Below are 12,705 nucleotides of genomic sequence, written 5' to 3' on the forward strand. Positions count from 1 at the left end.
CCCGCCGACGTCTCGTACGCGCGCGCGGCTGACACCCTCCGTGCACGGAGGGTCGCGGTCGACACACATACCGCAGGCGCGCTCGACGCGGCGGCCCTCGACGGCACCGATGTCGTCGTCCTCGCCCACCCCAGCGAGCCCAAGTGGGAGGCGACGACCGGCACGGGCTCGCCGGTCCTCACCAACGCCGAGCTCGACGCGCTGGAGGCCTTCGTCACCGCCGGCGGCGGGCTCATCGTCCTCGGCGAGAGCGAACAGGACAAGTACGGCAACAACCTCAACATGCTGCTCGCCCGCTTCGACATCACGATCGAGCACGACACCGTCCAGGACTACGAGCGCAACCTCAACGCGACGCCGTCATGGGTGCGCGCGCAGTTGGGGCGAAGCGAGCGCGGCGCGGCCGGTGATCTCCTGGCCGGCGTGACTGACGTCTGTTTCTATCGCGCCGGCACGCTGACGGTCGCCGCCCGCACCGACGTGCAGGTGCTCGCGCGCACCGCGCCGAGCGCCTCGACGCCCGGCGCAGCGCTGGCCGTGGCCGTCCGCCACAGCGCGGGCCGTGTCGTGGCACTCGCCGACTCCGACCTCTTCGGCGACGACTGCCTCGGCGACCTCGGTCACGAGGCGCTGTGGGCCAACCTCGTCGGCTGGGCCGCCGCGCCCGCCTTCGCGCGGGCCGCCGGCGACAGCGGCTCGGAGGCCGTGGCCGACCTGGCGTGGGCGACGCTGCGCGACGCCACCGACGCCTTGCGCGTCCTGCAGGAGGCCGACGGCTCGGTCGACCTTGCCGCGCAGGACGAGGGCGCTGCTCGCGCGCACGTGGAGACGATGGCCGGCGCGGTCGAAGCGCTCGCGCCGCGCTTTGCCCACCAAGCCGACTACCTGACCGCGGCGGTCACCGACCTCCGCGCCTGGGCTTCCGCCGACTTCCCCAAGCCGGACTTCGGCGCCTCACTGGAGCTCTTCCGCCCGGAGCGCCACCGCGCCGACGGGATCGAGCACCTCGTGCTCTTCCCCATGTACACCCAGAACGGCTCGCGCGACAGGCGCTTCGAGGCGCTGCTGGTCGCCGTGCCGTGGCCGGACTGGCTCGCCGAGCTCGAAGGCGACCGCTATGACAACGCCAAGTTCGTCCCGGTCACGCTGACCGATCACACCGCGGGCTATGACTCCGAGTGCGCGGTCCTCTTCCCCGAGACGGTCAGCGTCGCCGTCAAGCCCGAGGTGAACCACTTCGGCGCGATCTTCTGCGACCGCGAGTCCGAGCGCTTCCGCCGGACCGTCGGCGCCGCGGCCGACACCGTCGGCGTCAACCTCCCGCCCGACGCCGCTGCGCTGATCACCTCCGAGCGGCTGTCGATCGACGCCTACGCCATGTGGGACCTCATCCACGACCGCGCCCACAGCCGCGGCGATCTGCCGTTCGACCCCTTCATGATCCGCCAGCGCATGCCGTACTGGATGTACTCGCTGGAAGAGCTGCGCTGCGACCTGACCGCCTTTAGCGAGGCCGTCAAGCTCGAGGCCGAGGGCATGGCCTTCGCGCGCAACGTGCAGTACGCGATCCTCTTTGACCGCATCTTCCGCTTCCCGGTGACGGGCAGCCGCGTGCGCAACTACGATGGCCTCGGCGGGCAGTTGCTCTTCGCCTACCTGCATCGCCACGGCTTCGTGCACTGGACCGACAACCGCCTCACCATCGAATGGGACCGCCTCGCCGAAGGCGTCGCAGGCCTGCGCGCCGAGGTCGAGACGCTCTACCGCGAGGGCATCGACCGCTCCAAGCTCGCGCAGTGGGGCGCGGCGCATGATCTCGTCGCGCGCTACGTGCCGGCGACGTCGGGCTCGACGTGGGCGGCGGCCGTGCGGGCTTACCCAGATGTCGAGGATCCGCGCAGCTACATCGACGACGTCAACCCAGATGAGTTTCCCCTCTCCATGTTCTACACCTCGCTCAAGCAGAAGCTGGAGCCCGTGATCGCGCGGCCCACCGGCGCCACCCCGGCCGCCGCGGTGGCCGTATGACCTCCGAGGGTGTCCTGGCCCGCCGCCGCATCGCGGTCGCCGGCGCCGGTGGCGGCCTCGGCCCGACGGTCGTCCGCGCGCTGGCCGACGCCGGCGCCTGGGTTGCCGCGGCCGACCGCACCGACGGCCACCTCGACGTCGTGCGCGACATCACCGGCGACGCTCGCGCGGCCGATCTCATCACCGCCGAGGGCGCGCAGGCCTGGGCCGACGCACTCGGCGAGGTCGACGGCCTTCTACACCTCGTCGGCGGCTGGCGCGGCGGCCAGACGATCGAGGACACCAACTTGGAGGACCTCGACTTCCTGGAGTCGCTGCTCTTCCACAGCGTCGTGCACACGACGCGCGCGTTCGCGCCGCTGCTGAAGGCCGCCGGCTCGCGCGGGCGCTTCGCGCTGGTCTCCTCCTCGGTGGCCGGCAAGCCGGTCGCCGGCAACGGCGCCTACGCGGCCACCAAGGCCGCGGCCGAGGCCTGGACGCTCACCTTCGCCGCCGAGCTGGCCGACACCGAGGGCACCGCGAACGTCGCGGTCGTCCAGGCGATCGTCACGCCGCAGATGCGCGCGGAGAACCCGGACAAGGCCTATAAGACGTTCACCGACGTGGACGAGATCGCCGACGCGCTCGTCTACCTGTGCTCCGATGCGGCGCGCAAGATGAACGGGCAGCGGCTGAGCCTGCACACGTCCTAGGCTGGAGCGCATGCGCGCGTTCGCCTCCGACAACTACGCCGGTGCCCACCCCGAGGTCCTGGCGGCGATCGCGGAGGCCAACGCCGACCACGCCGTCTCCTACGGTGCCGATCCATGGACGGCCCGCGCGACCGAGCTGATCCGGGCGCACTTCGGTGAGCACGCCCAACCGTGGCTGGTCTTCAACGGCACCGCCGCCAACGTTCTGTCGCTCGGCGCGCTGACGCGGTCCTGGGAGTGCGTGGTCACGCCTGAGACCTCGCACCTGCACGTCGATGAGGCGGCCGCGCCCGAGCGGATGGCCGGCGTGAAGCTGCTGACGCTGCCGACGCCCGACGGGAAGCTGTCGCCAGCGCAGATCGAGCCGCTGCTCGCGCGCCAGGGCGATGAGCATGCGCCGCAGGTGCGGGTGATCTCGGTGGCCAACACCACCGAGTTGGGCACGGTGTACGCGGTCGACGAGCTCCGTGCCCTGGCCGACGTCGCCCACGCCAACGGCTTGTTGTTGCACATCGACGGCTCGCGCCTGGCTAACGCGGCGGTCGCTTTGGGGTCCTCCCTGGGCGACATCACCACCGCCATCGGCGCCGACGCCGTCTCCTTCGGGTTGACCAAGAACGGCGCGCTCGGCGTCGAGGCCACCATCTTCCTGCGCGATCCCGCACCCGAGGGCTTCGCCTGGATGCGCAAGCAGCATGCGCAGTTGTCCTCCAAGATGCGCTTCCTCTCGGCGCAGGTCGTCGCGATGCTCGAGGGCGACCTCTGGAGCCGCTCGGCGTCTCACGCCAACACCATGGCCTTGCTGCTCGCACAGCGCGTCGCCGGGATCCCGGGCATCCGGGTCACGCGCCCGCCGCAAGCCAACGCCCTCTTCGCGACCCTCCCCCGGGAGCTCGCCGACGCCGTCCGCCCCGACTTCCCCTTTTACACCTGGAACGAGGCCACCAGCGAGGTCCGCTGGATGTGCTCCTGGGACACGACCGAGGACGACGTGCACCAGTTCGCGGCCGCGCTGGAGCGCGCGGCCATCGCGGTTCCGGGCGCCGCATAGGCGCCGCGTCCTGCCTGCTCGACGATGCTCGTCGTCTCGTAACGCTATGCACCTCACAAAACGACGAGCGTTCGTTCGCCGCCGCCGTAACGGTGATGTCAGCGACTGACCTCTACCCTTGGCACTGCAAGCGATGACCTACTCCATCTTCGACAGCACCGGGAACCTCGTCGACGCGTTCAATGATCGCGCTGCTGCTCTCGACTGCCTCGCAGGGATCGCCCAAGCCGAACCAGAGTCGGCCGGCGAGGTCTTCCTCATCGCGCAGGATGACGACGGCAACACGGTCGGCGAGACCGTCTTCGCGTCGTCGGTCTCTGTTCCGGCCTGACCAACACGGCGCGTCGGCTGCGGCGCAGTAGGGTCTGCGCCATGCGCTGGTCCGGCCGGGATCTCGTCTCTGTGGTCCTGTCGCTGCTTGCGGCGCTCGCGACGGTGGCTGCGATCTTCGCCGTGTATCTGCGGGCGGAGATTGCCGACCGGGATGCGTTTGCCGATCGTGCGGTCACGGCGCTCGAGGAGCCGGCCGTCCGGCAGGTCGTGGCACGCCAGGTCGTTGTCGGTGTCCTGGAGCGTGGCCAACCAGACCTCCTGTCGGCGCGTCCATTGCTCGAGAGCGTGGTGCAGACGGTCGTCGGCACCGGGCCGTTTCGCTCGATCGTGCGGACCGCCGCGCTCCAAGGCCATCATGTGCTCTTCGATCGCGGCGACGCGTTCGTCCTCAACCTCGCTGACACCGGCACCGTCGTGCTCTCCGGGGTGCGCAGCCTTGCGCCGAACGTCGCCGCCAGGCTGCCCGAGCACGCCGACGCGACGCTCATCGACCTCCGCGAGCGGCCCTTCGCCGACGACACGCTCAACGCCGCCGACCGTCTGCGGCACTGGTCGATCCTCCTGCCGGCGCTCGCCCTGGTCCTGCTCATCAGCGCGCTGGTCACCGCAAGCGACCGCGGCCGCGCGCTGGCCCGCTACGGCCTGACGGTCGGCGTCGTGGCGACCGTTGCCGCAATCGCGCTGTCGACCGCGCGCACCATCGTCATCGGGTCGGTCGACGGCACCAACGAGATCCCGACCGACGATGTACGTGCCGCGGTCGGCGGCGTCTGGGACGCGTTCCTCGGCGACCTCGCCGGCCTGCTGCTGATCGGGGCGGTCGTCGGCTTCCTGCTGGCCGCCGGCATCCTCTCGGCGCTCGACCCTGGCGCCGTGCGGCGCCGGCTCGAGCAGCTCGCCCGGCGACCGGAGACGCCGTGGGCACTGGGGCTGCGCGGCGCGGCGATCGGCGTGCTCGGCGTCGCCGTCCTCCTCTTCCCGAGCCTGGCGCTGCGGGCCATTGCCTACATGTTGGGCGCCGGGCTTGTCCTGGTGGGGAGCACGGAGCTGCTGACCGCGCTCGGGCGATCGCCCTCGGCCGCCCCACAGGGCACCGCCACGCCGTCGCGTGCGGTCCGCCGTCGCGTCGCGGTCGCGGCCGCGACCGCGCTGATCACCGTGCTCGCCGCCTCCGGCGCCGCCGCGCTTGTCCTGCACGACGACAGCCCGGTGCGTGCAGCCATCACCCCGACCGCAGGCTGCAACGGTCTGCCGCAGCTCTGCAACCGCCGCCTCAACGAGGTCCTCTTCCCCGGAACCCACAACGCGATGGCGGCCGCCGACGTCGCCGGCTGGTCGCTGCCCAACCAGCGCCGCTCGGTGGGACGCCAGCTGACCGACGGCATCCGCCTGTTCCTGTTGGACCCGCACTACGGCCGGACGCTCCGCGGCGGCCGCGTCCAGACCGACTTCGACGATGAGAACCGCGACGCCAACAAGGTCGCGCGCGAGCTGAGTCCGGCGGCGATCGCCGCGCTGGACCGCCTCGGCGTCTCGCTCAGCAGGTCGGGCAACGCGCGCGGGCCGCGCGAGGTCTGGCTCTGCCACACGGTCTGCGAGCTCGGCGCCACGCGCTTCACCGACACGTTGAAGACGATGCGCACCTATCTGCGCGCCAACCCGTCGACCGTGTTGGTGTTGATCCTCGAGTCCTACGTGACCGACGCCGACCTGCAGCGGTCCTTCGACGAGACCGACACGGCGCAGTACGCGGCGACGCTGCGCCACGACCAGCCGCTGCCGACGCTTGGCGAGCTCATCGCCAGCGGTCACCGCCTCGTGGTCTTCACCGAGAAGACGCCGAGCGGCACGGTCCCCTGGCTCAACGACGCGTTCAGTTGGATCCAGGACACGCCCCTGGGCGCCCAGCAGCCGGGACAGCTGCAGTGCAAGCGCTACCGCGGCACCGCGAGCAGCCCGTTCTTGATGCTCAACCACTGGATCGACCGCTTCCCGCCGCCGGCGAGTGCCAACGGGGCGATCCTGACGCGCGCGTTCCTGCGCAAGCGGATAGCGGAATGTGAGAAGGCGCGTGGGATGCCGGTGTCGCTGATCGCCACGGATTTCTATGAGCAGGGGGCGCTGATGGAGGTGGCGGATGAGGTGAATCGGGCGCGGTGAGCGTGTGATTCGGCTCGGGTGGCGGACCGCCTGAGACTGACGTCGTGGGGCGTTGGTCGCGAGGCGTGCGCTGGTGTTGCGGCGCTTGGGTGGCGCGTGTTGTCGGTGGTGTTCCGTGCGGACGTTGGTCGGGGTTCGCGGCGTGGTCTGTTTGGCATCGAGGGGAGTGAGCGGGGTCGGTGGCTCGCGGCGTTGGTCTGTTGTCCGCGGGCGCCGGGGCGCGGGAGATGCGGGGCGTTTCATGGTGAATAGTTCACCGTGAGGCGCCCCGGATCGTTCCGGGGCGCCTGGCCCTTGCATATGAGGGTGAGACGACCCGGACCGCTCGCGCGGACGTCCGAGCACGGGCCGAAGCGGACGACAGGCCCACGCCGCGAGCCGCGACCCCGCCTGCACTGGGCACCCAAACGTCGGCACCCAGAGTTGTTGGTGTGGTCGGTATGTAACGGGATTGCGACGTTGCACCAATAGTGCGCACCTGACCAATTCCGTCCGACCGGCCAGCTAGGCTCCGCCTCCAACCAAATCAAGACCCCCGCGACCGCTGTAACGGCCCGGGGGCATGACCCAAAGGAGTAGTACCTCCCATGAGTACCCCGCAGCGTACCCACGCTCGCACGACGGTCGTCGTCGATCGCGAGACCGCCGACGTCCTCCGCCTCCAGGCCAAGACGGTCATGGACCTCGGCCACGAGCTCTTCGAGGACTTCCTCCTCTACGGCCCCGAAGCCCAATACGTGCTGGCGATGCGCTTCTGCGACGCAACAGCACTCATCACCGCGGTCGGCTGGGACCCCGACAAGGTCGACGCCGACGCGACGACCTTCGAGGTTCCGCTCACCGACGATCTGATCGAGCAGTTGCGCCATCGTCGTTACGACCTGGCCCGCTGCAACAACGACCGCCTCGACGGACTGCCCGTCGACAAGCCCATCGACCCCGACCTCCTCGCCGAGATCACCGTCGACCGCCTCGCGGCCCAGGCGCTGGACCGCCTCTTCGGCGCCTACGCCAAGGCCATCAAGGTCCGAAGCACCTAGGCCTCCCGAAAGCCGGGCACGTGACCGGAAATGTCCCGGTCAACGTGCCCGGGACCGTGACGAACCTGCGACAGAGTCCGGAGCGCACCGCAGCGACCGAGGGCAGCGGTCGCCCTGCGGGACCCGCCCCGCGGCTCAGCCACCGAAGCGCTCGATCCCAATGACCGGCCGCAGCGCCCGCTCCTCCTCCCGACCCGCGAACGCATCCCGCAGCACGTCCCCGCCCAGCGCATTGCCGAGCGAGGCCATGATCATGCCCTGGTCCAGTGACAGGTACGAGCCCGACACGACGCCGGTCTGCACGTTGACGCTGTCGCGGAAGCCCCACGGTCCGTACATGTCCGGGAAGTTGCGGGCGAGGCGGCCGAGGTCGTCGATCGCTGCGCGCGGCGCAAACCGCAACCCCAAGAACGCCGCGTGCGGCGTGACGACACCGTTGGTGTACGCCGACGGCGGCGGGTCCGGGACCGCAGGACGATTGGCGTCCGGGCACCCCGGGAAGCCGTGGTCGACCAGCGTGCGGTCCTCGTTGGACGGGTTGCCGTTCGGGTCCATCCCCACCGCGTCGACCCCGTAGGCCCCATAGCCGCCCTCCGGCGTGTTGGACGGCGAGAAGCCCCAATACCCATAGCCCGCCTCGACCAGACCATGATGAATCTGCGCCGCCACCGTCCGCGGATGGTTGGTCCCCCAGCTGGCCGGCGCCCAGCGCTCCTCGGGCACGAAGAGATCGGGCATCAACGCCTCGAACATGCTGCCGCCCCACGACGGCACGAGCGTCGTGTTGTTGTAGTCATACACTCCTTCGTAGACCGGCACGCCGAAGTACGTGCGGGTCACCCCGGTCGGACGCGCCTCCTGAAACGCGCCGTCGCAGGTCTCGGGGAAGGTGCGCACCCGGCCGTAGTACTCCTTCTGCGGCAGTTGCCCCTTGCTGATCCCGAGGTAATCGACAATCCGACTCTCGCTGACCAGCGTGTCGTAGCAACAAGGCGACGCGGCCGGATCATCGGGCCGGTAATGGAAGAGCACGCGGTTGACGTCCGGCCGGTAGTAGAAGCCGAAGTTCATCGCGTCATAGAGCGCGCCGGCGCGCTGCGACAGCTCCGGAACCGAGCGCTGCACGATCCGCAGGCCGACCGCGAGCCAGCCGTTGTCGACCGAGCTCAAGATGGGGTGGAACTCGTCGGTCGGGGCCGGCGGCCAGGCCGTGAGCTTGGCGCCGGTCCTGTGGTCGTACCAGTTGTAGAACTGGCCGGTGTCGCCGAAGCGCTCCATCCCCTCCAGGGTGGTGATCGTCTTGGTCAAGCGCGCGGTCAGCTCGCGCCGGTCGATGATCCCCAGCCGCCGGGCGGCGACCGCGCTCCACATGTAGGCGCCGATGTTCGTCGTCGACGTCTGCACGCTGGTCGAGCCGTCGGCGTTGAGGATGTCGGCCGGAAGGCCGGACCCGGGATCGGTCATCGCCGCCATAGAGGCCCAGGTGCGCTGCGCGTACTGGCGCAACTGCTGCTGATCGCCACCGCCGCCACCGCCGCCGTGACCACCCCCGGCCGCCGCCGAGGCAGCGGGGACGAGCACCAACAGCGCGACGAGCGCCGCGACCGCCTTGGACCGCATGGGACAGCTCCCTCCGACCGTTGACCCTGCGGCGCCCGGATACCCGTCTGCGGCTCAGACCGAAACCTGGAGGCCGCGGTCAGGTCGTCTTGATCAGCCCGCCGTCGATCACGTACTCCGAGCCCGTCACGTTGGCGGTGCGCTCGGAGGCGAGCATGACGACGAGCGTCGCGACCTCCTCAGGCGTCGTGAAGCGGCCGGTCGGGAAGCCGCCCATGCCCGCGACGATCTGCTCGCGCGCCGAGGCGATGTCGGTGCCGCTGGCCTTGGCCACGGTGTCGGCCACCCCGCCCTCCCCCAGCCACAGGTCCGTCGCGACCGGGCCGGGCGAGACCGAGTTGATGCGGATGCCCTTGGGGCCGAACTCCTGGGCGATCGACTTGGAGAAGTTGACCAGCGCCGCCTTCGCCGCGCCGTAGTCGATGACGCCCGCGTCGGGCTCGTAGAACGCGTTGACCGACGCGGTGTTGACGATCGTGCCGCGGCCCTGGTCGAGCATCGGCCCCAGCGCCGCGCGCGTCGCGCGCACCGCCGTCAGGAAGTTCATCTGCAGCGACCACTCGAACTCCTCGTCGCTGGTGCCGAGGAAGCCCTCGAGCCGCAGGCGGACTGCGCCAACGTTGTTGACCAGGATGTCAACGCGGCCGTGGGCCTCGACGGCCGCGGCGATCAGCCGACCCGGCGCATCGGGCGCGATCAGGTCGATCGCGACCGGCGTCACGCGCTCCAAGCCCTCCAGGGTGTCTGTCGTGCGCGAGGCTGCCACGACAAAAGCACCCTCGTCGACCAGCATCTTCGTGATGGCCAGGCCGATGCCCTTGCCGGCGCCGGTGACGACCGCGACCTTGTCCTGCAGCTGGAGGTCCATGCCTCCGACTATGTCAGCCCTGCGGGTTCACGCCGTAGTACTTGGCCGAGTAGCTGCGGTCGGCGCAGGCGACGCCGTCGGTCAGGTACTTGATGGTGCCCTTCAGCTTGCCGTTGACGTACTTGCCGGTGATCTTGACCGAGATCACCGAGTTGCTGGAGCTGCGCAGCGTCGTCTTGCCGCTGTAGGAGAACGCGCCGGTCGAGGAGAGCTTGAGGCCTTTGGTGATGTTGCTGCCGCCCTGCTGGGTGCCGTTCACCATGCACGGGAAGCTGAAGGACTTGATCGACGTCGCGGCCTTGTTGGTCTGGATGTAGGTCTGGCTGAAGACCTCGATGTAGTACCCGCGCTTGACGCCCGCCAGGGCGACGGCGGGGACCAGCAGCGCGAACGCGGTCAGCAGGGCGAGGACGAGGGCACGACGGGTCATGGGGTTCACTTGCTCCGGAGGGTGAGGGTCTTCTTGGTGACGGTCTTGGTCTTGCCGTTGGCGAGCTTCTGCGTAGCGCTGAAGTCGATCTTGAGCTTGTGCTTGCCCTTGAGGATCCGCTTGCCCAGCTTGTTGAGCTTGACGGTGACCTTGGCCTTCTGCCCGCCATGCAGCGTCACGGTCTTGGTCCCCAGCACGCGCGGCTGGTGCTTCTTGCGCTTCTTGTTGACCGACGACGGGAAGCCCGTGACGTACTCGTGCTCCTTGATCAGGTAGACGAGCGAGCAGCGCGCCTCGGGCGGACCGACGCAGATCTGGTTGGTGTTGATCGCGCCGTTGTCGGTCTGCGGCGGCGTGAGGCTGGAGGTGCCGACGGTCGCCGGCTTGAGGACGACCGGCGGCGTCGTGGGCGGGTTGACGGGCGCGGCGGGCGTGGGCGCGGCGGGCGTCGTGCCGCCGCCACCACCCGTCCCCGGATCGGCCGGCGGCGGGGGCGTCGCGCCCACCACGCCGGCCAGGCGGCCCAGCTTGTTGTCGGTGGTGCCGAACCAGATGTTGCCCGCGTTGTCGGCGCCGATGCCCAGCGCGAACGCGTCGGTCGTGAGATGGGTGACGGTCGCGGTCGGCGTGGCGCTCGGCACGATCCGGACGATCGCGTTGCCGGGACCGGCATAGGACGACGGCCGGACGGTCATCCACAGCGTGCCGTCGGGCGCGGCCGTGATGTGCCAGGGCTGACCGCCCGCCAGCGTCGGGTCGATCGAGGGCAGCGTGTACTGCACCATCTGATGACTGCCAGGGTCGAAGCGCCCGAACTTCTTGTTGAGGTAGTTGGTGAACCAGACGCCGCCGTCGGGGGCGATCGCGAGATCGGTCAGGCCCTGGCCGGTGTAGGAGCCCGAGCACGGCGAGACGGCCTCGCACGGGCTGACCTGGTACTCGTCGTAGTGCTGACCGTTGCCACCGTAGGTCCCGATGCGGTACCCGGGGTTGCCGGGGTTCTCCTCGACGAACCACGGCCGGCCTGCAGCATCGACGCCGATGCCGGACGGGTCGGCGGGAAAGCGCGTGGGGCTGAGCGCGGAGGCGCCGTCCTGAGCCGCGATGTTCGGGCCCTCGGTGACGCTGCCGTTGTAGTAGCCGATGCGATCGCCGTAGAAGGTCGGGCTGACGTTGCTCGAGCTGTGCTCGGTGAACCACGCGCCGCCCGCGGGCGAGGGCGCGATGTCCCAGAGGTCCACGTTGCCCGGGAGCGTCACCGAGCTGAAGCCGTTGGTCGTCCCGGCGACGAGCGCGGAGGGCAGCGCCGAGCCGATGCCGCCGTCGTCGCGGACGTAGTAGAGCTTGCCGTCGACCGGGTTGAAGGTGACGCCCCGCGCCTGGTTGGCGCAGCAGTTGACCGAGTCCGGATCGGGCAGCGGGAAGAAGGCGATGCCGTCGCTGGTCCCCGGCGAGGCCTGCGCGGGGATCAGCCGCCCGAGCGACGGTGTCGGCTGGGTCGAGCTGGCGGTCGAGGCGTGCGTCGGCCCCTTCGCCGTGAACCAGACGTTGCCCGCGCCGTCGGAGGTCACCCCCCAGTCGTCGACGCCGTAGCCCGCCGGGAAGGTGAAGTACTCCGGCGTGGCGGGTGCTGCGGCCACAGCACCCGGCGCCCAGACCAGCATCGCCAGGGCTAGGACCAACCACGCGCTCCGTCGCATGGCCAGTACCTACCACTTCCCGGAGCCTCGCACGGGGCCCGCTCGGCTTGCGGTACGCGGTTGTGCGTACCTCAGCATCGACGCGCGCGCGTGCGAGGATCCCGTGATGCCCGACCCGTTCACCCTCGCCGACCGCGTCGCGCTCGTCGAGGCCGCACGTGACGTCGCCGGCAGCGGCCTGGTCGTCGGTGCCTCGGGCAACCTCGGCATCCGCCGCGGCGAGCATCTGCTGATCACGCCGCGCGGCAGTCGGCTCAACGCCATCGACCCCGCCGACTGCGTCTGCGCCGCGCTCGCCGATGGCCGTGTGTCGCCCGACCATGCGCGCAGCTCGCTGCCCTCGTCCGAGCTCCCCCTGCACCTCGCCGTCTACGCGGCGGCACCGGAGGCCCAAGCCATCGTCCACACCCACTCGCACTTCGCGACCGTGCTCTCGACGCTCGTCGACGAGATCCCGCCGATCCACTACGTCACGACCGAGTTCGGCGGGCCGGTGCGCGTCGCGCCCTATGCGACCTACGGCTCGGTCGAACTGGCCGAAGGTGTCGCCGCCGCGCTGGCCGGCCGGTCCGCCGCGCTGATGGCCAACCACGGCGCGGTCGTCACCGCGACGACGCTCGATCGCGCCGTCGAGCAGGCCCGCCAGCTCGAGTGGCTCGCGTCGGTCTTCTGGCACGCGCACGTCTTCGGCACGCCGACGCTGCTCGGCGAAGAGCAGCTTGGCGCAGTCGACGCGCAAGACCGCGCGCTCCGCGGGCGCTGAGCGTCCGCGCGCCGCCGGGC

The 12,705-nt window shown here is 70.4% G+C and carries 11 protein-coding genes; 7 read left to right on the top strand and 4 right to left on the bottom strand.

What is annotated here, in order from left to right:
- The 6 genes from VGO10_RS05960 to VGO10_RS05985 all read left to right on the top strand — a co-directional run.
- Window positions 1–2,028, top strand: a 2,028-nt coding sequence (locus VGO10_RS05960) for a DUF6421 family protein (protein WP_327466168.1), incomplete at its 5' end; no start/stop codon positions are given.
- A complete protein-coding gene (locus tag VGO10_RS05965) occupies window positions 2,025–2,720 on the top strand; it encodes an SDR family NAD(P)-dependent oxidoreductase (protein WP_327466170.1) in 696 nt (231 codons plus the stop codon). The genes VGO10_RS05960 and VGO10_RS05965, both read left to right, overlap by 4 nt.
- Window positions 2,721–2,730: 10 nt before the next feature.
- Entirely contained in the window at window positions 2,731–3,771 is a 1,041-nt protein-coding gene (locus VGO10_RS05970) for a threonine aldolase family protein (RefSeq protein WP_327466172.1), read from the top strand.
- A 133-nt stretch (window positions 3,772–3,904) separates the two neighbouring features.
- On the top strand, window positions 3,905–4,102 hold the full coding sequence (locus VGO10_RS05975) for a hypothetical protein (RefSeq protein WP_327466174.1): 198 nt from the start codon (window positions 3,905–3,907) through the stop codon (window positions 4,100–4,102).
- 41 nt (window positions 4,103–4,143) lie between these two features.
- Entirely contained in the window at window positions 4,144–6,264 is a 2,121-nt protein-coding gene (locus VGO10_RS05980) for a hypothetical protein (protein WP_327466176.1), read from the top strand.
- Window positions 6,265–6,851: 587 nt separating this feature from the next.
- Window positions 6,852–7,304, top strand: a complete 453-nt coding sequence (locus VGO10_RS05985) for a hypothetical protein (RefSeq protein ID WP_327466178.1) — start codon at window positions 6,852–6,854, stop codon at window positions 7,302–7,304.
- Window positions 7,305–7,439: 135 nt separating this feature from the next.
- On the opposite strand, the gene VGO10_RS05990 is transcribed toward VGO10_RS05985, so the two are convergent.
- The 4 genes from VGO10_RS05990 to VGO10_RS06005 all read right to left on the bottom strand — a co-directional run bounded on the left by VGO10_RS05990 (window position 7,440) and on the right by VGO10_RS06005 (window position 11,922).
- Window positions 7,440–8,924 (bottom strand): glucoamylase family protein, encoded by a 1,485-nt coding sequence (locus tag VGO10_RS05990; protein WP_327466180.1) that lies wholly within the window; start codon window positions 8,922–8,924, stop codon window positions 7,440–7,442.
- A 79-nt stretch (window positions 8,925–9,003) separates the two neighbouring features.
- Complete coding sequence (locus VGO10_RS05995; RefSeq protein WP_327466182.1) at window positions 9,004–9,792, bottom strand: oxidoreductase; 789 nt, start codon at window positions 9,790–9,792, stop codon at window positions 9,004–9,006.
- Window positions 9,793–9,805: 13 nt separating this feature from the next.
- The gene (locus VGO10_RS06000) at window positions 9,806–10,222 is read right to left on the bottom strand and encodes a hypothetical protein (protein ID WP_327466184.1); all 417 of its coding nucleotides are present in this window, start codon (window positions 10,220–10,222) and stop codon (window positions 9,806–9,808) included.
- 5 nt (window positions 10,223–10,227) lie between these two features.
- Window positions 10,228–11,922, bottom strand: coding sequence for a hypothetical protein (locus VGO10_RS06005; protein ID WP_327466186.1), 1,695 nt, complete (start codon window positions 11,920–11,922; stop codon window positions 10,228–10,230).
- A 106-nt stretch (window positions 11,923–12,028) separates the two neighbouring features.
- Here VGO10_RS06005 and VGO10_RS06010 point away from each other — a divergent pair, with 106 nt between their 5' ends.
- A complete protein-coding gene (locus tag VGO10_RS06010; protein ID WP_327466188.1) occupies window positions 12,029–12,685 on the top strand; it encodes a class II aldolase/adducin family protein in 657 nt (218 codons plus the stop codon).
- The last annotated feature ends 20 nt before the right edge of the window (window positions 12,686–12,705 follow it).

Source organism: Baekduia sp., from assembly GCF_035996765.1.
In the GTDB taxonomy this organism is placed as follows: domain Bacteria; phylum Actinomycetota; class Thermoleophilia; order Solirubrobacterales; family Solirubrobacteraceae; genus Baekduia.

Coding starts and splice junctions, on each gene's coding strand:
- VGO10_RS05965 (WP_327466170.1), top strand. CDS start 2,025: ATGACCTCCGAGGGTGTCCTGGCCCGCCGCCGCATCGCGGTCGCCGGC.
- VGO10_RS05970 (WP_327466172.1), top strand. CDS start 2,731: ATGCGCGCGTTCGCCTCCGACAACTACGCCGGTGCCCACCCCGAGGTC.
- VGO10_RS05975 (WP_327466174.1), top strand. CDS start 3,905: ATGACCTACTCCATCTTCGACAGCACCGGGAACCTCGTCGACGCGTTC.
- VGO10_RS05980 (WP_327466176.1), top strand. CDS start 4,144: ATGCGCTGGTCCGGCCGGGATCTCGTCTCTGTGGTCCTGTCGCTGCTT.
- VGO10_RS05985 (WP_327466178.1), top strand. CDS start 6,852: ATGAGTACCCCGCAGCGTACCCACGCTCGCACGACGGTCGTCGTCGAT.
- VGO10_RS05990 (WP_327466180.1), bottom strand. CDS start 8,924: ATGCGGTCCAAGGCGGTCGCGGCGCTCGTCGCGCTGTTGGTGCTCGTC.
- VGO10_RS05995 (WP_327466182.1), bottom strand. CDS start 9,792: ATGGACCTCCAGCTGCAGGACAAGGTCGCGGTCGTCACCGGCGCCGGC.
- VGO10_RS06000 (WP_327466184.1), bottom strand. CDS start 10,222: ATGACCCGTCGTGCCCTCGTCCTCGCCCTGCTGACCGCGTTCGCGCTG.
- VGO10_RS06005 (WP_327466186.1), bottom strand. CDS start 11,922: ATGCGACGGAGCGCGTGGTTGGTCCTAGCCCTGGCGATGCTGGTCTGG.
- VGO10_RS06010 (WP_327466188.1), top strand. CDS start 12,029: ATGCCCGACCCGTTCACCCTCGCCGACCGCGTCGCGCTCGTCGAGGCC.